Genomic DNA, 22,881 nt, shown 5'->3' with positions numbered 1-22,881 from the left:
GCTATCCGGGAGTGCGGGTATCGTTGGTGCTGTGAGCGTCCCGACCCTCGGTCGAAAGGGCAGGATATTTAGCTGAGAATTCGCTCGACGTAATCAACCCGAGCGCAGTGGAGTCACGTGTCATCGAGCCGACGCGCAGTTGCTGGACATAACTTTCCAGTCCGCCTCCGTCGGCTCCGCGCCCCAGCAGCAAGAGATAGAGAAACCCAACATAGGCACGGTCGCTCATGCCGAAAGGTGCGTAGCGTTCATTGAAATCGACCGAGTGAAGCATGGAAATCAACATGTTGCTAAAGGTCGTCTCGCCGTTATCTAGCGCCTCCGCCCAATGCTCCACTTCCGCTTCCGGAGCGTCGCGTCCAAGTACCAGGCAATAGCCAAAACGCGCTTGGCGTACGGAGGGGTGCTCTGTTGTTTCGAACTTGGCAAGATCGCAGTCGCGCTGCGGACGGCGCAGCACGCGGGAACCTCGGATGAGATCTCTCGCGGCCATATAGGCCGGCTTGGGCTCTCCCGGCTTCCAGCCACTTTCGGCGCTGCCGTTCACCCGCACCAATCCCATGAAGGCCTCGAAATCGGGAGCCCAGTATGGTTCGTCCAGAAGCTCGTAGATGTGAGCCGCCTCGATCTTGTATTTCTGCTGCAGCTGCCGCAACCGGGTCATCGACTTCGTCAGCCCTTCGGCCTGTTGCTGCTCGCTGCGCTGACTTCCGTAGGGATTGTTAAACTCCGTGACCCAGATGGGGCGATCATAGGCGGCCAGCTTTTCGAATGCCCATTCCGGATCCTCGCCGTACATGTGCCAAACGGTGATGTCCCATTTAATCCCGTCTTGCTGCATCCGCTCGAACGCACCGGTATGGCCCCAACCGGCCGTGCCGATCGCTTTGCGGATCGAGGGGTCTGCTTGGGTCATGCCGACAGACAGTCCCTTCAGGACAGCGCTCACCTTCACCCAGCGAGGGCCATAGTAGTCCCGCGCTTCTACTCCGCCGGCTGGGCCCCATTCGCATGGATATTGGCTGCCATCGTCGCGCTTCTCGCAAGCCTTGATGATGGCATAGTTCTCCATCTCGTTGCCAAGTTCCCATACGCGGATGTCGGCCTTGAACCGGGAGCCGAGCCCGGCCGCAAGCGCCCGAGCCTTCTCATACAGTTCGCTCGTGCTATCCTTGTCGAGGTCGATATGACCAGGGGTGATCACCGGCAGGATTTCTATCCCGCGCTTCTTGCCAGCACTGACCAATGCAGCCAGATCGTCCGCTTCATCCGCGTCAGCAATGTTGACGCGGTAGGATTTCATCCCAAGGTCTTTGACATATTCGAGTTGACGCTCGATTCTGATGCCGGGGTAGGCACTGAATGGGTGACCGTTCACGCCCCAGAGCAGGTCAGCCGAGGCGGCAGCTGTCGTGGCCAGAAGAGCCGCCATTGTAATGCTCATAAGTCTGTGCATGGAAAGCCCAGCCGTGTTGGTTCGATAGGCAATGCTACCTGCCGACGCAGTGGCGACAATCCAGCCTTATTGGGGTGGTGCCTCCGACCTTACGTCTTTCGAGTATTACTCGCGCACTTTTGGGCGGCGTCACGCTGGGGCAATCGCCGCCATATCGACCTCAGCCATGAGCTTGAGATAAATCTCGGCGATACCGCGCCAGGTATAACGCCGTGCCTGCGCGAAACCCGCTTCGACGAGGCTCCGCCGCAGTTCCGGTCTGAACCGCAGTCTGCCGATCGCATCTGCCCAATCGCCCAGATCATCGGGGTCGGCGTACAGGGCTGCATCACCGCAGACTTCCGGCAGGCAAGGTGACGTGGAGGCCACGACCGGGCATCCCGATGCCATGGCCTCAACCGCGGGCAGACCGAAGCCTTCGATGCGAGAGGGGAAAAGGAAGCACAACGCGCCCGATAGGGCTTTCTTGAAATCGTCGTCGCTTATCCGCCCCAAAAGGCGAAGATTCGTAGGCATTGGCGACGCAAATCTGGAAACGACGGCTTCGCCGGCATCTCCCGCCATCCATAGGTCGAGGCCCATCGCGTCGAGCAGCGGTGCCAGACGAACGAGCAGCTCGATGTTCTTGTATTTCTGGTCGCGCCCAAGGCACAAGACATAGGGCCGGTCGGAAACCGGCTGCAGCTTTGACCTGCCGGCATCCCAGCGCGCCGCATGATCAGCGCCGTTATAGGTGACGGTTATCTTATCAGGGTCGGCTATGCCGCAAGCGGCGAGATGCCCGCGAGAGAGCTGTGAGACTGTGGTGATATGCGCGGCGCGGCGCCCAAGGGCTGGCAGGATCAGCCGATGCGCCCACCGAAACAGAAGCCCATAACTCTCCGGCATCAGCCGGGTATGCAGATCATGGATACACGCGATCTGCCGCTTGACCGAGACTGGAGCGAGGTTGCAGAAGCTCAAGAGCCCACCACGCACATGCCGGGGCAATTGTGCCTGCACCCAGAATTGTGGCAAGCGCGGGCGATTATATTCGGGAACGAGCCGCACGCTGATCGCGCTCAGCTGCAGTTGCGTTTTCCGGGGCACGATGAGGTCGACGTCGAGGCCTCGCGCCAACGGGTGGCCTTCCGCAATCAAGGCGTCGAGTGCTGAGGTGACCTCGCGGGCATAGCGGGCCACGCCGTTGGGATTGAGCGTGACAAAATCGCCATTGATGCTCCAACGCCTGACACGTGGAGTTGCCCGAACCGTTTCGCCTGCGGATGTCGCGCGCAATGGCAAAGCGATCACGTTGCCGTTTTCGAGCAGCGATCGCTGCGTGACTGGGATTTCTGGGCTGCCCATTGGTCGGCGTCTTTCCGGATCGGCGGCCCCGCATCGCCGCATGGATACGACAAGACCCTAGCACCGCGCGGCCATGGCGGACTTTTACACGTTGGAGGTAGACGCCTCCCCCTTCGGATAGCATTCGGGTGAGTTGCGGCGACGATTGGCTGAAGCCATTCGGGCCAGGCGACCCAATGGACGAAATGACGGTCCACACCGGCCACGGCAAGATGACAATCTGACAAACGCGGCTTTGCGACGGGAGGTCGATTTGAGACGGCACTGGGCCATCAACGGCCGCTTCCTCGCTCAGCAGATGACCGGTGTGCAGCGCTATGCGCGCGAGACCGTCTGCGCCATGGACAGGCTGCTCGCGCGGCATCCCGGCATCGCGCACCACCTCAACCTCGAATTGCTTGTACCGCCGGATGCGATCTTCGACCTCCCTTTGTCGGCCATCCGAACGCGGACCATCGGCAGGTTTGGCGGTCACCCTTGGGAACAGGCCATATTGCCTGCCAATGTGCGCGGCGGCCTGCTCAGCCTGTGCAATACGGGCCCGGTTCTGGCGAGCAAACACATTGTCTGCATCCACGATCTCAACACCAGGAACTACCCACAGAGCTACTCGCCGTCATTTCGTGCGCTCTATCGCTCGCTAATGCCTGCCCTTGGCCGCAGCGCTGAGTGCGTCTCGACTGTTTCGCAATATTCGGCTGGCGAACTGGTCCGCCACCAGATCTGCCCGGCAAACAAGATCTTCGTTGCCTCGAACGGGCACGAGCATGCCGCCAAATGGCAGGCTCAGCATTCGCTGAAGACCGAAATGGCTGCCGGTCCCGACACGATCGTTCTGCTTGGCAGTACCGCGCCCCACAAAAATGCCCAGCTCATCCTCGGCATGGCCGACAGGCTCCATGCCGCGGGCTTCCGTATTGCTGTGGCGGGGATTTCAGATCCGCGCGTCTTCAAGCTGCCCGCGCATAACGAAACCGCCAATGTCTTCTGGCTCGGGCGGCTTTCCGATGGAGAGCTGGCAGCACTCTTGCGCGACTCCATGTGCCTTGCCTTTCCGTCCTTTACCGAGGGTTTCGGGCTGCCGCCGCTGGAAGCCATGGTCGTGGGTTGCCCGGTGGTAGTCTCGGACCGTGCCAGCCTGCCGGAAATCTGCGGCAACGCGGCGCTATATGCGTCACCCGACGACGCCGACGCCTGGTTCGACCGTTTCATGGAGCTTCGGGGGTCGCCGACGCTCAGGCGCGATATGATCGAGCGCGGTCGCGCAAGAACATCGCATTATCGTTGGGAGGCGTCGGCGGAGCTTTATCTATTGGCGATGCTGGAGCAGCAAGCACCTGCAAATGCGGCCAAGCGGCAGTTCACGCAATGACGGCGTGAAGCGACTGGACGTTACCAACCGCGTCCAGGAATTCCCGATCGAAACGCTCTTCCGAGAACCGTTCGCTGTTTTCGCGACAGGCCGTGGCGGTGACCGATACCTGGTTATCTTCGAAATAGGCGACAGCTTCCTTGAGAGCAGCAACCGTCTGCTTGCCGAACAATACCCCTGTCGGCGCTTTGGCGACCCCCAGGCGCTGCACTATATCGGTGGCGCCGCCGCGCCCAAAGGCAATCAGCGGCGTACCGCAAGCCTGGGCCTCGGCAAGGGCTATGCCGAAATCCTCGCATCCGGCAAAGACCATTGCCCGCGCCTGGGCGACCGTTCGCACATATTCCCGCCTGGGCAGGAAACCCGCGAAGCTGATGTTTGGTCCGGCCAGCGCCCGCAGGCGCGACGACTGCTGGCCTTCGCCGACAATGACGAGGCGGCGTGAGGGCATTTCGTTGAACGCCTGGATGACGAGATCTGTGCGCTTGTAGGGCGCCAGGAACGACGCCGAGACGTAGTAGTCGTCCTTGTCGGCGACGAAGTCGAGTTCGCCCAGCGAAACCGGCGGGAATACCACGCGCGAGTCGCGGCCATAGATATGCTTGATCCGCGATCGCACATAGTTCGAGTTCGCCAGCATCAGGTCCGGACCATGCGCAGTACGGGTGTCCCATTCCCTCAGCCGATGCAGCATGTAGCGATACAGCATGCCCTTGGGGCCGAAACCGAGCTTGCCCTGTTCGAGATAGGAGAACTGTTCGTCCCATGCGTAGCGAACGGGGCTGTGGACGTAGCACAGATGCGGCTGATCGGGCCGCGTGATCACCCCACGCGCGAAAGCGGCTGACGACGATATCACCACGTCGTAGCCGGTGACATCGAACTGCTCGATAAGAAATGGGCAAAGAAAAAACAGCGAGCGGTAGTATTTCTTGATCATCGGCAGCCGGTTGGCCGCGGACGTATGGAACTCGATGTCGCGAAAATATTGCTCCTTCACCTCTGCCGGCAAGAAATCGAACAGGGTGAAGACATCTGCATTGTGAAACTGTCGGCAGATTTGCGCCAGGACCCTCTCGCCGCCCCTGAAGTCGGGACACCAGTCATGGACGATGGCGACCCGGTCGCCGGAGGCGACGCCCGAAACTGCCGGAACGCGCAGCTGCGGCGCAGCGGCATATTCGGGTGCCGTCACCAACTCGGTTGGGCTTTCATGGCGCATGATAGGGTTCTTCCGATATTGCTTGATTCCACCAGTCTCCGATTACGCCCCGACCCCGGCAAGCTGACCAAACGGGGTGGCGTCAATTCCTAGCCCAAGAGGTATGGCGCCTACGTCAGGCGGGGCCCGTCCATACCTCTAACGGTGCATATGGGGAGAATGCCGCCCCTTTTTTGCAGGCTGTAGCAGCGCGCGGCACTGGTTACGGTCACAGCGGATGAATCCGTCCGGACACAGCCGCGGCGTACCTTCGAGGGCGGCAAGGGAATGCACCAGATGAGGCTTGTAGTTGCGATACCAACGCTCGGGCGCAGCGAGCAACTCGCGCACCTTCTGGCGTATCTCGAGCGCCAGACGAGATTGCCCGACGAAGTCATCGTTTCAGCACCCGATGCGACCCATGTCGAACCCATTCATTCGGATCGTTTTCCGGTGTCGGTAATCTTCGGGAAAAAGGGGCTGACGGCCCAACGCAACAATGCGCTCGACCACGCGGCCCGGCGCTTTGATATCATCACCTTCTTCGACGATGATTTCGTGCCTGCCGACGACTATCTCGACCGCGTCGTGAAAGCCTTCAAGGCGAACTCCGACTGGGCCGTCGTCATGGGGCACGCCATCCTGGATGGTGCGCGCAACGCGGGTCACGACTGGCACGATGCCCTGCTCGCCCTCGATGAGGCTAAGGCAAGCCCGCCAACCGAACCGCAAGTGGCCGATCATGTCGGCGCCTATGGCTGCAACATGTCGATCCGGGCGTCACGCATCGGAAATCTCCGCTTCGACGAGCGACTGGTGCTCTATGGCTGGCAGGAGGATATCGACTTCACCAGCCAGCTCAGAGCGCGTGGCCGCGTGGTCGGCGTTTCGTCGATCGTCGGCGTCCATCTCGGTCTGAAGGCCGGCCGCGTCAGTGGCGTGCGTTTCGGCTACTCACAGATCGTCAACCCGATCTATCTCATCAAGAAGGGTACGGTGCCGGCTACCTTTGCCGTGCCGCTGATGGCCCGCAACATCGCCGCCAATCTCGCCCGCAGCGTCGTGCCTGAACCCTATATCGACCGGCGCGGACGACTGCGCGGCAATGTGCTGGCGATGGCCCATATTCTGATGGGGCGCATCGAGCCCGAATACATTCTGAGAATCTAGGAGTGCGTCGCGTGAAAACCATGCCGAGGTCCGCAATGTCGGTGCTCACCCAGCGGCTGCGGAGAAGTGTCTTCGCTGCTGCTGTGTCGCTCGCGCCCGGTGCCATCGGAATACCGCATGCCGCAGCGGCTGAATATCTGCTCGGCCCGCAAGACAAGGTCCGGCTGAAGATCTACGAGTGGCGCGCATCTAGAGACGAGATATTCGAATGGACCGCGCTCAACGACCAGTTCGTCGTCGGAGCCAATGGCAAGCTATCACTGCCTTTTGTAGGCGAAATCAGTGCCGCGGGAACAGAACCAGGCGCACTCGGCATCAAGATCGGCGAGGCGCTCATGGGGCGCATGGGGCTTGGGCGTCCGCCAGACGTTTCGGTCGAAGTCGTGCAGTTCAGGCCCTTCTACATCCTTGGCCAGGTCACCACTCCAGGTGAATTTCCTTATCGGCCTGGGCTTACCGTCTTACAGGCGGTCAGCATCGCCGGCGGCCTGCGGACGCGCGAAGACAACAGCACAAGGCTGGAACGCGAGGTGATTACCGGCAGGGGTGATCTTGGCCTGCTTGCTCTTGCAGGCACCAATCTCATGGCCAAAAAGGCCCGTTTGACCGCCGAGCTCGCCAACGCGGACGACATTACCTTTCCCGAGCAGCTGACACGCCGGGCGAGCGACAGCTCGGTAACATTGGCCATGGAGCAGGAGCGACTGGTGTTTCGCGCCCGCAAGGACGGGATGAAGACCCAGTTGGAGGCCCTTAGCGGCCTGAAGGACTTCCTGGGAAAGGAACTTACGTCACTTGAGTCACAGCTTGAGCTTTACGATGAGCAGATTGGGCTGGTGCAGAAGGAATTGAGCGGCGTGACGACGCTCGTCGACAAGGGGCTCTCTGCAGCGCCTAGGCAGATCGCGCTCGAACGTGCGCTTGCCCAGGTCCGCAGCGATCGGCTGGCAGCGGAAACGGCCGTATTCCGTGCCAGGCAGGAGATCAGTCGGGCGGACATCTCGATCCTTGACGTCAACAATAAGCACGCGACCGAGGTCTCGGAATCGCTGCGTGAAACACAAGGGCAGATCAACGAGATCGCGCGCAAAGCCGACACCGCCGTCCAGATGCTGCATGATTCGGAAGTGACCGCGCCGCGGTTGCTAGCCCTTCGTACCCGAGCGGAGGAAGCACAACCGTCATATACGATCATACGTCCGACAGCCGACGGCAAATCAATGGACGTCGAGGTCACCGAAACGACTATTGTGGAACCTGGCGATACGGTCAAAGTGAAAATCCCGCTGCCCAAGCTCGACGACGGCGGGCTTGTGCTTCCGACCGAAGGCGACATCTCCGCAGTTCCGCTCGCCCAGGCAATGCCCTTGGATACGCAAGGAGCAGCGGCTCCCGATCAGGCAGCCGCGACGGCCAACACGCAATAGCTTCAGAGAGCCAGACAGGACCATCGCCGCTCCGAAGGTCACGCCTCCGGGGCATTTCGCGTGTCTGCGTCGGGCACCGGCCGCGGCGATCATTCGTGGTGAGCTGGCAATGCCGGCCTTGGAAAATTACAAAAGCCCTGTTCAGGCTGGCCGGTGGAGTGTTTCAATATCGGACAGCACCGCTATGATTCGCCAAGCACCAAAGGAGACAGCTGACGTGCTTTGGAGCCTCATCACAGTTGCCGCATTTGGCGTCTTGCTGGGGTTCAGTTTCCGCGCCCCTGCACTGCTTGCCGCAACGGCCCTGACCGCCACAGCGACAGGGCTTCTACTCGAAGGCCCACTTCTCCAGCGGATATTGCTCCCAATTGTCGTCCTGCAATGCGCCTATCTCGTGGGACTTACGCTTGCCAGCCTGTGGCGGCGGATCGTCACTGGCGGCAATTGAAGGCGCCTATGACGCGTCGTCGAAACGCATGACCGCAAAGATCGTGCGCACCAGAATGACGGCGTCAGCCCGAAGGGACCAGTTGCGAACGTAGTGGCTGTCCAGCGCGACGCGGTTGGAATAGTCGGTGCTGCTCCGCCCCGTGACCTGCCACAGTCCTGTGAGACCTGGCCTGGTCGCCAGATAGTCTTCAACGAAGTTTCCATAGCGGGATAACTCGTCCGCTACCACTGGGCGAGGCCCGACGCAGCTCATCTCGCCTCTCAGAATGTTAAACAGTTGAGGGAGTTCGTCGAGACTCGACTTCCGCAGCAGCTTGCCCAGAAAGGTGATGCGCGGGTCGCATTTGAGCTTCCTGTTTGCATCCCACTGGCGGGCTGCCTCGGGGTCTCGCGCGAGATAGTCGCGCAGAACTTCGTCCGAATTGCAGACCATAGAGCGGAACTTGTAGCACTGGAAAGGCTTGCCGCCGAAACCGACGCGCGTGTGGGAATAGAGCGCGGGACCCCCAGTGGTGAGCCTAATCACCAGCGCGACCATCAGCATCACTGGAGACGCCAGCGCGAGCGCGCAAAGGGCTATGATCAAGTCTTCCAGCCTCTTTGCCCGACCACCCAACGGGGTCGACGGAGGGCCGCCTGCGGCCACTTTGACGGACTGCTCGCCCTCCATTGGGGCGGCGGCGGCACCGCCAGCTGGCGGGTCGAAAGCGGAAGAGATGGCGGCCGGCGCCCAGCCCCAATCACCGGGGACCACCAGCTGATAATCGAGGCTCACATTTGCCGATGCGCGCGACCGCGTTTTCCGTGGGTGCCGGAAATGCCTTCGGGGTGCTCGCTTGCCAGGGACATTGATCGTCATGGGCGTATCGCACTGTTGCTATCGTGGCCCTACCATCACAGCCTCGGGCATCGGCGAGCAAGAAAGGCAAAGGTCGTATCGGCATCGATGGGGGGCTACACCCTAAGCCTAAGGCATTAGCTGCCTGCACCCATGCACTGCACCTAATGCCATTGCGATTCCGGATTCCCGGAGTGGAGATTGCCGAATCCACGGTTGCGCGAGATTCGCACACGCTACAGCGCGAGCGGGATTGCAAGATGATTGGAAAACGCGCTGGCCTCAGCGAGCGCGGCGACCAAAATGCCCTTTGTAGGTCTTGTTTGACCTGATGCGGACATTTGTGATCACCGCTCCGATGATCGAGGTTTTGCTGGCGTGCATCGTCTTCACCAGTTCGCTGAACAGATCCAGCGGGGTCCTGCCCCACTCGGCAACGAGGATCACGCCGTCGAAGAGCGGGCTGGCCGCCAGACGGTCTGAGCCGCATGTCAATGGCGGCAGGTCTACGATGATTATGTCATAGGCCTTCATCTCGGCAAGCAGAGCACCCATGTTCCTGGGCGCAAGAAGGTTCCTTGAGTCCGCTACCTTGCTCGGAAGGATCTCGAACGCCGCTTTCGACGTCGGCACCAGCCCATCGCTCAAGACCGAGTGGTAGATGTCGGCATCGATCACCAAAGTTCGCGCGCCCGACATTGCGTAAAGGGCCGCGAGATTGCTCGCAAACGAGCTTTTGCCGTCTGAAGGCAAGCCCGAAACGACGCCGATGCAACGCAATGAAGCACCGGAATCCGCCAGTCCAATCGCCGTTTTGGCGCGCCTGAGACTGTTGCTGTATTCGGAAAGAGGCGAGATCGCGGCCTCGTTCAGGGTATCTCGAGCCCCCATCCCCGACAGCGGCGGCATCTCGCCAATGCATTCGAGGCCAAATTCTTCTCGCAATTGCCTAGAGGAGCGGACCGTTCGATCAAGCGCGTTTCTCAGGAATGCCAATCCAATGCCCGCGATAAGACCAGCTAGCACTCCAAAAGAAAGCACCAGTTTCTTTCGCGGTGCGCTGGGCACCAGGGGCCGTGTCGCGGCGGTTATGACGCGCGCATCGGCGACGGGGTAGGATTGCTGGCTTACCGAGCTCGTGAACGCCTGCAAGAAGCTCTCATACATCTTGCGATATGTGTCGGCGGTCACCTCGAGCTCTTCCAGGGTGGGTGCGTTGCCGACGCTCCCTCCTGCCTGGCCGCCTTCCCCACCTGCTGAGCTAGTCTGCTGCTGACCGACGCCATAGTCATGCTTGGCGCGAAACTCCTGCGCGATCTTCGTTGCCTGGTTCATCTGACCTCGCAACTCATTCAATCGCAGTTCGAGCCATGCACCGCCCTCGCGAGCGGATGCAGCCTTGGTCTCAAGTTGTTCGCGCACGAAGGCATCCGCAGTCGCATTGGCGATCTTTGCAGCCATCTCCGGATCGGGCGATTGGAACGCGATACTGATCGCGTAGGACACGCCGACGCGGCGGATATCCAAGCCGTCGGTGAACGCCCACATCGTATATCGGTTGCGCTCGAATTCGCTGGCGCTACTAGCCAGGCTGGCATTACCAGCACCGTCACCGGCCTTTGCAAGTCCCACGCTCTCGGCGAGCATTTTTCCCAGCCTGGCAAAACGCTCCGCAATTGTGGGGCTTTGCGTACGGAAGGCCGTATCCTTGTCGAGCCCGAGGCTGGTGATCACCATCTTTGCAATCTTTTCCGATTGCATGACCGCTATCTGGCTCTCGACCTGCGCGGTATCCAGCGTAAGATTCACTTCAGCCTGCTGCTGTTGCAGAAGCTGTGGAACCTTCGGCTCGATGAGAATCTGCGTTTGCGCCGTATAGACCGGGTCGGACGTGACGACATAGAACCAGGCGCAGGACAAGGTGATTGCCACCGACCCTACGATCGTGCGCGTATATCGCTTCAGGAAGGCCGTAATGTCGGCAAAGCTGATGAACTCGCGTTCATCCGCCTCCTGCTGCTCGGTCACTGGTTGCCAGCGCGGCGCTAGACGGCTGTCCATCGCGAAACCTGCCTAGCAATGTTGATTGTTTTCGTTTGATGGAAGATGTCCCGCAACTGCATGCCGGCAGGCTGCTTGGCGGTGCCGCGTCCGTTTAGAGGTCTCGATAGGCCAGACATGTCTTGCGACCCAATATGTTCGTATCAAGCTTAGCCTCGCGCGCTGCAACGTAAACGCCGCCAAATGGCGTATGGCGGTACCCCGGCTGTCGCTTGGCTGTTCACTTTCAGCTAAGTCGCGCCATCTGCCAGACCAGGGTTCCGCCCGCGCCGGTCTTTTCGCTGCAACAGCAACGCAAGCTTTTGCTTGGTCCCTTCAATGAAGGCAGCCTGTCGCTTCAGGGAAGAGGAACGTTGGGAACAATGAATGAGTGATGTCGTCAGCGTGTCGACCTTGGCCGACAGTGCGGCGGCAGTGCGCGTTCCGTTTTCCATGGCCTCGAACGTAAATGCGGCATTTGCGGCCGCTCTTTCGTGCTGGTCTTTCAGCTTGGCTCGCTCCGTCACGATATCGTCGCCGATGTCGTCGAGCAGCATCAGAAGACACCCGAAACGTCCTGCGTTCCGATCACTGACCGCCATAGGAAATCTGATGTTGAACAGCTTCATATCCAAGCCGCCTTGTGAGCCACATGGCACAGCATACGAACCCGAAGTGCGATCCGCGCCGGAAAACCCGTCTTCGCATCATATGCAAAATTGGAGGGGTGGCGACGCATCCCTTTGGCGGAACCGCTAACCGTCAAGCTGCAATAGCCGATGGGCCAACTACCGTGCGGCGCCGACGGGCGGCCGCGATGTTGCGCCGCGCGCGCGCCCTGCTGGCCGAGATGACCGCAAGCGCGATGAAAAACAGCATACCGGGATCGGCACTTCCACTGACTAGCGAAGCGGCAACCATGCTAGCTAGGGCACAGGCGCGCACGCTCGCCACGATCGCGTCCGCCTCAGGATCGACCCAGGCTGCCATATGGCCCATGCCCCGTGCTACGACAGCGAGCAAGGTCGCCATCAGCAAGGCTCCGACGACGCCCATCTGGGAAAGCATCGCGATGACCCAGCTTGAGGCACGCGAACTGCCAAAGCCAACGCCCAACCCATTGGTGTCAGTGAAAGCCTGGAGGCTTTTCATGTTCCAATAGGCACGCTCCATGCCGGACGCGGAGTTGGCCTTGTTGATGACCATCGAATCGATGAGCTGGATGAACGGATCGAAGAACCTCTCATCGTAGAGGCTTATAGCCAGGGCTACGAAGATGATCGATACAAGGGCCCCCAGGATCAGCAGCTCGTCGGAATTCAGGCGCCCCTGAGTCATGGAGCGGCCCAGGGAAAATGCCACGGGAACCACGAGTATCGTCAGGCCGACATAGGCCGTCGACGACGTCGCGAGAATGAGGAGTGCGAACAAGACGGCTGACAACCATTGGGCAAGTAGTGATCCGGTCTTGCGCCAGTAGGTATAGGTAAAAGCCAGACATGCGAGCGAAGCCGTGCCGAACGCGGAAGCCTCCGAGTATGCCCCTGCAATCCGAAAGAAACCGCCTTCGTTGCTATTCGTCAGCATCGCATAGCTAGCTGTGCGAATCGGCTGCAAGACGTCACCAGCACCGGCTAGCTTGCCCGCAAGATCCAGAACCCCCATGCCGGCGTGCAGGCCGCACCACAAGAAGAAGCCCCTGCGAACCTGCTCCAGACGATCCGCCCGCAGCAGCAGGACACCCAGGGCTATTGCGGTGAGCCCCCCAAGGACGAAATATCCTGTTTGGGAAATGTTGGCCGAAACGGGCTCAAGCGCGGATTCCACGACCCCCGAACGAAGCTTCGACTGGACAAAGACAGTCGTCTGCCCGGCAAACAGCCGTGGAAACAGCCACGATCCGACGACGGCGTAGACCATCAGGCAGCAAAGGACCCAAAGGGGTCGCATGCTGCCGAAGACGAGACCCAGATCCCGCCAGATGCTCGTCTTGGCCGCCACTGCCATCAACAAAACGGCTGCGAAGAATGTGTAGATCAGAGGCGATGATCCGCCCAGCGAGGTCAGCGTCATAAGTGCGGTCGAACCGAAGGCAAGCGAGGCGATCAGGCTGACGATGATCAGGCTGCGAGTACAATAGCCGACGATCAGCACGCCGATGCAGACGATCAAACCTACCAGCGAGAGCTGCATAGGCTAGCTTCTTCGCCAATATGCGACGCGCCTGAAAACGATGCCGCTGGTCGCATGAGAATGGTCAGACATAGCAGTGTCGCCGGATACCTAGCCTGGTCTTGGGTATTCTCGGCAGGTACGGATTTGCACACAAGCAGCCTAAAGGACGTAGCCTGCGGTGCTGCGGCTGACACCGAATTGCTAGCCCGTGGCCGAGCATCCACGGCTATCGCTGGAGATGAACGGCTTTAAGCTGGCGTTCTTAGACGGTCAGAACTGCACAGCAAGATTTGCGTTGAAGCCGTACACTTGTGCGTCGAATGCCAGTTGGCCGCGATCGCAAGGAGCGCGCCGGCGTACGGCCCTCTACCCTGAGATACTACGAGGAAATTGGGCTTATCCGATCCTTCGGCCCGCATGGGTTGCGGCGACAGTTCGACGGAGACGTCCTGTTGAAGCTCTCCCTGATCGCGCTCGGCAGAACGGCAGGTTTCTCACTCATCGAGATCGCTGCGATCCTTGGACAGGACGGCCGGTTGGAATTGCCGAGGGAAGAACTGCGTGCCAACGCGAACGACTTGGGGAGACAGATGGCTGGGCTGCGCGTTTTTCGCGACACGCTTCGGCATGTCGCCGACTGCAGTGCACCGAGCCATCTCGAATGCCCGACATTCCGTAAGCTCCTGAACACAGCGTCCAAAATTGCAAAGCCTCGGAAAACGCCAAAGATGGCACCAGCATAGGTCAGATCGGGCGCCCGCGATTGCGGATTTTGGTTTGAGCCAATTGCAGACGCTAGGAGACTTGCCACGAAAGTCTGAATTGGGCCGCGAGCCGTCGGTCCGCCAACGAGGCCAGTTTAGCGGATAGCTGCCATTCGGCAATCGACCCCTTTTGAGCCATTCAGCCAACTTAGGGCGTATCCCGAAAGCTGTCTTTGAAGATCAAACTGCCAGGCGGGCATCAATCGAGCCCGGTCTCGCAGGGGGCAGATTTTACTTGGCGACAGAATGAGCATCATCAACTAGGTAACCTACGCGAAGTAGCTGAGAGGATGGCGCGGCCCACCCGTAGCTGGAGTGTAAATATCTTGCCGATCTTGAACTTGGAACTCACTCTAAAGCTTGATAGCCCAGCCGTTTTCCACCTTTGGCTACCGCAAGAAGCCAGCGATGCAGTAGTTCATGAAACGGAAGGGACAACCGTAAGGTTTATCTTTGAGTCGAGTCGGGGGAAAACTACTGAAGAGCTCAGCAAGACCGTCAACAATGATAGCGATGTTCTTCGGGTTTCTGTCCACAAACAAATCTCGAATGAACTTAGCACGATTATCAAGAATCGCCCTGGTCCTAGCGACCGATCTGATCAATACCGGCAACTCGGAGACCAGATACAAAACATGATCGTCGAGCGCGCAAACCGCTTGATCGGCTATCTTCGTGTACGCACAGGTCAATACTGGTTATCCGAGCTCAAGACTGACCCTATGAACCCAGGGCAGTTTTTTATGCACGCTGAGACCGTGTCGAAGCTCGATGGGCAGTTGGTGGACTTTGACCCTGATCAGCGTCTGCTAAAGGTTGTCGGCGGCTTCTACGGCCCAGAACGCTCTGTTCATCGAGAACAATGGGAAGACGTGCGGGCCTTCGTATCTGGCGAGACGCGTTTGCCCTTGATTGAGTTGTTGCTCTCCAATGCGCGGAAATTAGCGTCCCAAGGGTTGTCCAGAAATGCCTTGATCGACGCGGTCACAGCATTGGAGGTTGCTGTCAACCGTTTCGCGGAGGAGAGCGGCCATCACCTTAATTCTCGCTTTCGATCAGTCGATAGTTCGACCGGCAGCATCAAATCGCTCATGGAAAAAGTAGGGCTTCGCGGCGCGTTTGCAGTTGCCATACCCCTTCTTCTTACCGAAGAGGAGTTTCCTGCCAAACTGGTCAACATCTGCAAAGATGCGATCGAGTTACGGAACAACCTGATCCACAACGGCGCTCGCGAGGTTAAAGGGAATTTGACTCAACTTCTGAACGCCGCGGACGAAGCTTGCGCCCGGCTGACAAAGTTCGGAGAGCCAAGCATCCCGACATCATCCGTGACTACAATAAGCACAAAATAAGATTAGTTCGGGCGCTCTGGCTGAAAATTTTGAGGGCAACGGATCGAATTGGCCAAACTGTTTGAGAGCAGCGTTCGAGAGCCCGAAATACAAGGCTGCTTTCGACTAGACTTTGCCGAGAGCGGTCGTTCCGCTAACCACCCCGATCGCGACGTTCTGGAACGACGCTCGGCTAACAGGCAGCTTTCGACCCCTTTTCGGACGTTCAAGGCCCTGCTATCGCAACCGGAAAGCTGCCATTCCTTCCACCCTACGGATGACGCCGGACGAGCTCGATTTTGGCTTGGCAGGTCCAGAGGCGTTGGATGGAGCGCCAACACAATGGTCAAACTGAAATACCGATCCGTCACCAAGGCGAAGAGCGTTTCCGCCAAACCGGAGCGCATATAGTCGGGTCACGTGCTGTGCAATGAGCCACCTCGAGGCGGCAAGCATGGTGGTCTCCGTTACGTCAATTGCCAAGATGATGTTCCTGTCAGTCGCCATCGTCTAGCATGCCACAACTAAGGCATCGCGCACCGCTCCACGGCCCCGTGGAACCACAATGCCCGCAGAAAAAGCTTGAGTGGTTCTGCTCGTCTGACGGTAAGTACCCAGTGCCGTGTGGCGTCTGAACAATCCGCACACCACCCGAAACGAACAAAACCTTGTACGTTGGTGTGATGCGAAACTCGGGGACAATTTGTAAGCCCAGGGTGAAATCTGTGCTGATCGTGTCCAATCTCGCCGTCAAGGCTCTCCATGCCGCAGGATCAGCTTTGGCGAATGCAATTATGAGCGGCTCCAGCTCTCGATGGTCGAGTTCGTCTCGGTCCGAAGCTCGTTCCAAGTAGGCGAGCGATTTCGCTACATCGACATTTCGAACCGCCTGATCCTCGAGAATCCGGCACTTTGCTGCTCCATCCTTCGCTTTTTGTAGTTGCACCATCACGATGGGGGCTGGATCGAAGACCCGCGCTCGCTTCTGATTGTTGCAAGTGGCACACGCAGGCAACCAATTCTCATATGAGTTGAGGTCGAAGTTCGCAGGCAACCCAAGAGCGGCCAGCGTAGTCACCAATTTGCTGGGCTCAGCCAACAGGCTTTCCGGCAGGATATGATCGACCTGCATGCTCTTCAGATCGATCGGCTCCGTCCCAAGGTAGCATCGATCGCCATGGACCTTGTAGACTGCCCATCGCTCGTGAATGGAGAATTGATGCTTTGCCAAAGGAAGCGTCCTAGAGAGCATTGATTTTCGTATTCAGTAACATAGTGGTTGCTCCCTGAACCATATCGCGGGCGCGGATGCTAGTATCGCAATTGCTATTGCTCTGTTACTGCGAACGCGCAGCCAGAGAGCCAGCCTTACTAATCGAAAGTATGGGCGTATTGCGTCGATGCGGCGGCCACCTGGATGGCCGCTTTCCCAGTCCCACCCCTGAAGCGGACGGTCAGGCAACCACCCCGATCGAGCCGTTCTGGAACTAGGCTCGGCTAACAGGCAGCCTTCGATCCCATTCCGGACGTTCCTTGGCCATTCCCACGTCTCCGAAAGCTGCTGTTCCGAGCGCGGCGTCTTTCGGCGATATGTGCGGATACCGACATTCTCGGGAGGCTTCTTGAACGCCATCCTGTATCGGTCAGTTGCCGCCGCCTTTAAGCTCTGCCCAGAAACTGATGCTCGCCTGCACAATGGCGATAATAACCAACGCCGCGGTCAAGATGCCGATGAAGACCTGTTGAAGCCAGTTATCCCGATGGCGTCGATCGTCTTCCTCATACGCCGCCAGCGTCGTCACCGCTTTCGGCGTAATCTCGTAGCCAAATGTGGCTCGCTTGAGATCTCCGCTCTGCTCCAGAGACTGAAGGATGAAGTCGTAGTGGTTGAGCAGGCGTTCATGCTCGGGATGTCGGACCCACAGACTTGTATAAAGTTCTGACATCAAGACTGACGGACCAGCGTGGAACTCCCCCGCCTGTAATGTCTTCTCGACGAAGGCTCGCAGCACATTCGTCCGGTCGCGTTTGACCAACGCCTTTTTATCGAAGCGTTTTTGCTCGGCCCGATCGCGCCGGATGTAGCGGGCGGGGTAAAGTGTCAACTCGCCCAGAAAAAACTCAGGTAGCGAGCGGTAGGTAAACTCGTAGCCTTTTACGAAGCGCCCAATGAGGACGTGCTTCGTATTGAGCAGCGCCTCAGTCTTCAGTTCGCATACGAGAGGTTTCTCATTGGCGGAAAGGTGCCAGAAACCGCTTGCACCCCCAATAGTCAATCGACCGAAAGTGAAGCGCTGGGACTTTTCGTCAGTCCCAAGCCTTACAAGCAGGACATCCGTGCTTTTCGCCTTGTCTCCGGTCTGGGGGATGCCACCCGAAGCAGGTGCGGGCTTGCGCTGGGCCATCCACATAGCCGTACGCAGGCATCTAAGCCACATCCACTTTCTGAAAGTCATAGGCCACCTTCCGATCCAAAAGTATTAACATCGGATATTCCCCTGCGATTCGTCCAAGCATTGATTCGAATGCCAAACCAGCCGAACAAGCATCACTTCCTGCCGGAATTCTACCTCAAGCAATGGAGTGTGGACGGAGAGAAGTTTTGTGAGTTCAGCAAACCTTACAAGGATCGCGTCGCACCACGGCGAACACATGCCGGCGGGACAGGCTACATTTTGCGCCTCTACGCTATCGAGGGCTTGCCAGAGAACGAAGCCGTTGCGTTTGAGAGCGCGTTCCTTTCCCCGGTAGATAGCCGCGCCGCCGAAGCCCTTAATATGATGCGGGATGAGCATGCCGCGAAGAACTTCAACGCGAAGCAGCGGGAAGCGTGGGCAGGGTTTCTGACCAGCTTAATGTCCCGGATGCCGGAAGACATCCGAAAGGTAAAAGAGCACGTCAAGGGCGATTGGCTGGCTGGCATACCAGAGCTTCAGGAGAAATACGCAGAGCACAAAGCTGCTGGTGATCCCGAGGTAGTCCTAGACTTCATCAAGGCTTCGGAAGACGTGTTTTTCGAAAAGGGGGCATTCGAGGTCCTGAAGCGCATCATGGCGCACAGGACACTAGCCCGGCAGATGATGTCATATGAATGGTCCGTCCTAACGGTGGAGCGGTCGAAATTCAGCTTGCTTACTTCGGACCGGCCGCTGCTCTACACCATCCACATGACGAGGAAAGACTCGCACATCCTCATCCCGATCAGTCCCCACGAAATCTTCCTGGCGGTCAAAGATAGGTCCTTTGCCAAACACATCAAAGACCGCTCTCAGACCGAGTTGGTACGTCTCATCAACGCGGCGGTTGTCGAGAACGCAGACAAGTATGTTTATGGGGTCGACGACCGGCAGCTTAGGTTTGTGCAAAACCGCATGGGAGCCAAGAAGGCTCCCACATTGGTGGACCGGCTTCACGCGCGGCGGCAAGAGCGCATGAGGGGGCTGAAATCCAGTGACCTCACACCCTCTTGATCCAATCCGGATGCTCTATGACTCGCGAGTACGCGAACTACTGCGCGGGCCCCAGAACAGATTGGCCAGCCTTGCGTGCGGACTTCGTCCGCCGGACACGCTCGGTCCCGCTTTTCCGCCATTGACGGCGCTATGCAGTCGCTCCTGCGGGCGTCGGAAGGTCGCGGACGTCCCTTGAGGCTTTCGTGGGAGTTGCCTGATCGGCGGATCCAGCTCGACGGCTCTAGACCTTCACACCAAGATCCTCAAACGGTGGCCAAGAGAAATGTCAACCGTGTGCAGTAATGACTATCAGATTCATGCTTCCATCTGAAATCCATGAGCCGCTACAAAAGTGCAGAAGAGGAGGAAATATGCCAATCTCTGATTATACCCTACCGACAGGCGAAACAATCTGCGTCTATCACGCCACCAACTCTGATGGCTGGGCCGGCGCGTACTTCAATGGCAAGCGGATCGGTTTCACCGGAGAGCTCACGGAGCACAACTACAATCGCGCAATCCCCGAGCTGCAGGCAAAGCTGGTGCAGGAAATTGAGCAGGCGGGGATCAACTTCGATGCCGTGGTTTGTCCTCCGAGCGAGGGGGATGACATCGAGCCTTACCGACAAGCGGTCTTGGAGCGTTGGCCTATCCGTGACCTCACGAGCAATTTCACCAGGCAAGGCCAAAAGCGTGCAGCGCGCCCCGATACCACGGTTGAGGACATGATCGCGGAGTTCATCTACACGCCCGACGGCAAAGAGGCAGTGATCCGCTCTTTGCTCGTCATCGACGAATCCGTGGCGTCCGGCAAAACGATCAGCGCAGTGCTGCACCACCTCCGTGAGCACGGCATGCCGGAAGATGCTGCAGTTGCTGCGGCCTCTTGTGTGCGGATGGGTTAGTCTTCTTGCCGCGGTGGGTTCGCAGGTCTGCACACCCTGAATGGCTGCTTCAGGCTTCCGAGCTACCAAAAGCGGATGAGGTGGATGGCTCCCGCTCCCGGCATCTGAGTGCCAAAATGGGTTTGCTGTCTGGCAACCCAAGCAAAGGAGCCATCCGCCATGCAGATTACCACCGTGGGCCTCGATTTGGCCAAGCGTGTTTTTCAAGTTCATGCCGTTGACGCGTCTGGAGACGTTGTCGTGCGCAAGGCACTACGGCGATCGCAGGTTTTGCCGTTCTTCACCAAGTTGCCACCCTGCCTGATCGGCATCGAGGCCTGCGGCACATCGCACCATTGGGCGCGAGAGCTGACCAAGCTGGGTTATGAGGTCCGCATGATGCCGCCGGCCTACGTGAAGCCGTATGTGAAGCGCGGCAAGAACGACGCGGTGGACGCCGAGGCGATCTGCGAAGCGGTGACCCGCCCGACCATGCGGTTTGTGGCGATGAAGTCAGCCGAGCAGCAGGCGGCATTGTCGCTTCACCGCGCTCGTAATCTCCTGGTCAAGCAGCGCACGCAGCTGGTCAACATGATCCGAGGCCTGCTGGCCGAGTTCGGCATCGACATTCCCGAAGGGTTGGAGCGGGCGCTTGGCCTGGCACGCCAGATCGCCGCCAAGGAAGTAACGCCAGACGTGCCGCAGATGGCGATGCAGATTCTTGGCCTGCTATGCGGACAGGTTCTCGACACCCATGTCCGTCTTCAGGCGCTCGACCGAGCGATCCTTGCCCTGCAAAGAACTGACGAGGTGGCACGGCGTCTATCGACCATTCCAGGCATCGGCCCGGTGGGTGCAACGGCGCTGGCGGCATCGGTCGCTGATCCGGGACAGTTCCGTTCGGGTCGGGAGTTTGCCGCCTGGCTCGGGCTCACGCCATCGCAAAACTCGAGTGGTGGCAAAGACCGGCTCGGCCGCATTACCAAGATGGGTGACCGGTATCTAAGAAAGCTGCTGGTGGTGGGCGCGACATCCTTGATCCGCCGAGCCAAATACAAACCAGAGACAGCGGACCCTAGGCTCGTCGCGCTCCTCGCCAGGAAACCGGTGCGTGTGGCGAGTGTCGCCATGGCGAACAAGATGGCCCGGGTGGTCTGGGCGATCATGATCCGCGGCGAGGTTTACCAGGCGCGCCATGCCCCGCACCTTGCAGCATAGAGTCGCCAAGAGATGAGATCCTGAAGGCAAGAAACAGTTCGAGCCGGCCGATCGGCTCCATGAGGTTGTGAGAGCGAAGCGATGTGATGGCGAAACCGGTCAGGCCTGAAACAGGGACAACCCGCGGACAGTCCGAGGCGTCATAGCCTGCTAAGCAGATTGGGACCTTGTTTTGCCGACCCCATCAGGGCCAGCAGTCTCCTATGGCTGCATCAACAGGCAATGCGGGAGCCATCCACAGAGGACGGTCCGCTTCCCATCTGTGGACGCCCCGTAAGACGCAAGCGGTATTTTGAAGGTTAGCCCGTAGTCGAATGCTGCCATCTGTCCGGCCTCTGATGCAGCACCAGAGGCTGCGGGCCCGTATGGGAGTTCGCGGGCCGGATCCATATCACCCACAGCGTGCTCGTGGCACAGTGGGAAGCCCTGGTTTTCCGACCCCGTCTCACCGACTGTTGTGCCATACCTTCCTTCGACCGACTACCTCCCCGACGACCTCTGGCCCGCCTTGGCTTACGCCGCAGCTGCGACCGGAGCTTTGTAATCCTCTTGTTTCATGAGCAGTGCCCAGATGATGCGCGCGGTCTTATTGGCGAGTGCGACCGTGACCAACATACGCGGTTTACGGGCCATCATCTGCTCGAGCCATGAACCTGCTGATGCGCCCCGTTTGCTGGCCTGGAGGACGACCGCGCTGGAACCGATGATGAGCAAACGCCGCAGGGTTCGCTCGCCCATCTTCGAGATCGACCCCAGCTTCTGCTTGCCACCTGTCGAGAGCTGACGTGGCACCAAGCCCAGCCAGGCGGCAAAGTCTCGTCCCTTGGCGAAGGTCTCGGCCGGCGGGGCAAGGGCCGCAATCGCGGTGGCCGTGATCGGACCCACGCCCGGTATCGTCATCAGTCGTCTGGCGATCGTGTCCTCGCGGGCCCGTCGCGCGATCTCCTTGTCCAGTTCGCCGATCTTAGCGTTCAACTGATCCAGCAGATCGAGCATCGTACGGAACATAGGCCTGGCTGCCTCCGGGAGTGATGGGCCCATCTCGCCCTCGAGCATGTCGCCCAGCACCGCTACATGCGAGGGTCCTTTGGGAGCGACCCAGCCATACTCGGTCAGGTGACCTCGGATGGCATTGATCAACTGGGTGCGCTGCCGAACCAGCAGATCGCGAGTTCGGAACACCAGGGCAGACGCCTGCTGCGCCTCGCTCTTTATTGGCACGAACCGCATGCTCGGACGCTGCACAGCCTCGCAGATTGCCTCGGCATCGACCGCATCATTCTTGTTCCGCTTCACGAATGGCTTCACATAGGCCGGAGGGATCAGCTTCACCTCGTGACCCAACAGCGTGAGTTCGCGAGCCCAGTGGTGCGCACCTCCGCAGGCCTCCAAGGCCACCACACAACGTGGCTGCCGGGAGAAGAACTCAAGCAACTTCGTGCGGCTGATCTTCCGACTGAACAGCACTCGACCGCTCGCACCTGCGCCGTGTGCGTGAAAAACGTTCTTCGCGATATCAAGGCCGATTGTGGTAACTTCCGACATGGACGCCTCCTCAAGTGGTGTGTTCAACACCTCCACTTTGGCACATCGATGCCGCCGGGGGGCGTCCACATGGGGTAATCGCGGGAGCGATGCACCCTGGAACCAATCATAACCTTGGAGGGTGGCTGTTCCCCGATAAGATGGAAGTACGGGCTCACGACTGGACGTCAGGCCCAAGCATCTAAGGGAGAACAGCCATGGAAGAATATAT

Annotated in this window: 19 protein-coding genes; 9 read left to right on the top strand and 10 right to left on the bottom strand. The window is 59.1% G+C overall.

Annotated elements, in window-relative coordinates:
- Nucleotide 1: 1 nt before the first annotated feature.
- A complete protein-coding gene (locus tag AC1DLV_RS23355) occupies nt 2–1,456 on the bottom strand; it encodes a DUF4214 domain-containing protein (protein ID WP_476802446.1) in 1,455 nt (484 codons plus the stop codon).
- Between the two features lie 129 nt (nt 1,457–1,585).
- Nucleotides 1,586–2,803, bottom strand: coding sequence for a glycosyltransferase family 4 protein (locus AC1DLV_RS23350; RefSeq protein ID WP_476802445.1), 1,218 nt, complete (start codon nt 2,801–2,803; stop codon nt 1,586–1,588).
- A 253-nt stretch (nt 2,804–3,056) separates the two neighbouring features.
- Here AC1DLV_RS23350 and AC1DLV_RS23345 point away from each other — a divergent pair, with 253 nt between their 5' ends.
- Nucleotides 3,057–4,175, top strand: coding sequence for a glycosyltransferase family 4 protein (locus AC1DLV_RS23345; protein WP_476802444.1), 1,119 nt, complete (start codon nt 3,057–3,059; stop codon nt 4,173–4,175).
- Here the strand turns inward: AC1DLV_RS23345 and AC1DLV_RS23340 are convergent.
- Nucleotides 4,165–5,397, bottom strand: coding sequence for a glycosyltransferase (locus AC1DLV_RS23340; protein ID WP_476802443.1), 1,233 nt, complete (start codon nt 5,395–5,397; stop codon nt 4,165–4,167). The two genes, AC1DLV_RS23345 and AC1DLV_RS23340, sit on opposite strands and share 11 nt — an antisense overlap.
- A gap of 276 nt (nt 5,398–5,673) precedes the next feature.
- Between AC1DLV_RS23340 and AC1DLV_RS23335 the strand changes: the two genes are divergently transcribed.
- From AC1DLV_RS23335 to AC1DLV_RS23325, 3 genes are all read left to right on the top strand, one after another.
- Complete coding sequence (locus tag AC1DLV_RS23335; protein WP_476802442.1) at nt 5,674–6,546, top strand: glycosyltransferase family 2 protein; 873 nt, start codon at nt 5,674–5,676, stop codon at nt 6,544–6,546.
- A gap of 20 nt (nt 6,547–6,566) precedes the next feature.
- Complete coding sequence (locus AC1DLV_RS23330; RefSeq protein WP_476802533.1) at nt 6,567–7,973, top strand: polysaccharide biosynthesis/export family protein; 1,407 nt, start codon at nt 6,567–6,569, stop codon at nt 7,971–7,973.
- A gap of 217 nt (nt 7,974–8,190) precedes the next feature.
- Nucleotides 8,191–8,421, top strand: a complete 231-nt coding sequence (locus AC1DLV_RS23325; protein WP_476802441.1) for a hypothetical protein — start codon at nt 8,191–8,193, stop codon at nt 8,419–8,421.
- Between the two features lie 6 nt (nt 8,422–8,427).
- Here the strand turns inward: AC1DLV_RS23325 and AC1DLV_RS23320 are convergent, their stop codons facing one another.
- From AC1DLV_RS23320 to AC1DLV_RS23305, 4 genes are all read right to left on the bottom strand, one after another.
- Nucleotides 8,428–9,282: a sugar transferase gene (locus AC1DLV_RS23320; protein WP_476802440.1), complete on the bottom strand. Its 855-nt coding sequence runs from the start codon at nt 9,280–9,282 to the stop codon at nt 8,428–8,430.
- Nucleotides 9,283–9,543: 261 nt separating this feature from the next.
- On the bottom strand, nt 9,544–11,322 hold the full coding sequence (locus AC1DLV_RS23315; RefSeq protein ID WP_476802439.1) for a GumC family protein: 1,779 nt from the start codon (nt 11,320–11,322) through the stop codon (nt 9,544–9,546).
- Nucleotides 11,323–11,552: 230 nt separating this feature from the next.
- Complete coding sequence (locus tag AC1DLV_RS23310; RefSeq protein ID WP_476802438.1) at nt 11,553–11,930, bottom strand: hypothetical protein; 378 nt, start codon at nt 11,928–11,930, stop codon at nt 11,553–11,555.
- A 133-nt stretch (nt 11,931–12,063) separates the two neighbouring features.
- Nucleotides 12,064–13,494: a hypothetical protein gene (locus AC1DLV_RS23305; RefSeq protein ID WP_476802437.1), complete on the bottom strand. Its 1,431-nt coding sequence runs from the start codon at nt 13,492–13,494 to the stop codon at nt 12,064–12,066.
- A 302-nt stretch (nt 13,495–13,796) separates the two neighbouring features.
- On the opposite strand from AC1DLV_RS23305, the gene AC1DLV_RS23300 reads away from it, so the two are divergent.
- Both AC1DLV_RS23300 and AC1DLV_RS23295 read left to right on the top strand, forming a co-directional pair.
- Complete coding sequence (locus AC1DLV_RS23300; RefSeq protein ID WP_476802436.1) at nt 13,797–14,219, top strand: MerR family transcriptional regulator; 423 nt, start codon at nt 13,797–13,799, stop codon at nt 14,217–14,219.
- Between the two features lie 194 nt (nt 14,220–14,413).
- On the top strand, nt 14,414–15,592 hold the full coding sequence (locus AC1DLV_RS23295; RefSeq protein WP_476802435.1) for a hypothetical protein: 1,179 nt from the start codon (nt 14,414–14,416) through the stop codon (nt 15,590–15,592).
- A 475-nt stretch (nt 15,593–16,067) separates the two neighbouring features.
- Here the strand turns inward: AC1DLV_RS23295 and AC1DLV_RS23290 are convergent, their stop codons facing one another.
- Both AC1DLV_RS23290 and AC1DLV_RS23285 read right to left on the bottom strand, forming a co-directional pair.
- Entirely contained in the window at nt 16,068–16,802 is a 735-nt protein-coding gene (locus AC1DLV_RS23290) for a hypothetical protein (RefSeq protein WP_476802434.1), read from the bottom strand.
- A 412-nt stretch (nt 16,803–17,214) separates the two neighbouring features.
- The gene (locus AC1DLV_RS23285) at nt 17,215–17,976 is read right to left on the bottom strand and encodes a hypothetical protein (protein WP_476802433.1); all 762 of its coding nucleotides are present in this window, start codon (nt 17,974–17,976) and stop codon (nt 17,215–17,217) included.
- A gap of 120 nt (nt 17,977–18,096) precedes the next feature.
- Here AC1DLV_RS23285 and AC1DLV_RS23280 point away from each other — a divergent pair, with 120 nt between their 5' ends.
- The 3 genes from AC1DLV_RS23280 to AC1DLV_RS23270 all read left to right on the top strand — a co-directional run bounded on the left by AC1DLV_RS23280 (nt 18,097) and on the right by AC1DLV_RS23270 (nt 21,125).
- Entirely contained in the window at nt 18,097–19,041 is a 945-nt protein-coding gene (locus tag AC1DLV_RS23280) for a DUF4238 domain-containing protein (protein ID WP_476836258.1), read from the top strand.
- A 353-nt stretch (nt 19,042–19,394) separates the two neighbouring features.
- Nucleotides 19,395–19,928, top strand: a complete 534-nt coding sequence (locus tag AC1DLV_RS23275; protein ID WP_476802431.1) for a phosphoribosyltransferase — start codon at nt 19,395–19,397, stop codon at nt 19,926–19,928.
- 159 nt (nt 19,929–20,087) lie between these two features.
- A complete protein-coding gene (locus AC1DLV_RS23270) occupies nt 20,088–21,125 on the top strand; it encodes an IS110 family RNA-guided transposase (protein WP_476802430.1) in 1,038 nt (345 codons plus the stop codon).
- A 513-nt stretch (nt 21,126–21,638) separates the two neighbouring features.
- Here AC1DLV_RS23270 and AC1DLV_RS23265 read toward each other — a convergent pair.
- Nucleotides 21,639–22,670 (bottom strand): IS110 family RNA-guided transposase, encoded by a 1,032-nt coding sequence (locus AC1DLV_RS23265; protein ID WP_476802429.1) that lies wholly within the window; start codon nt 22,668–22,670, stop codon nt 21,639–21,641.
- Nucleotides 22,671–22,881: the final 211 nt, after the last annotated feature.

The organism is Aminobacter sp. 01T433, from assembly GCF_056398585.1.
The sequence above is the reverse complement of the archived record's forward strand: the minus strand, read 5'-3'. Positions and strand labels throughout refer to the sequence as shown.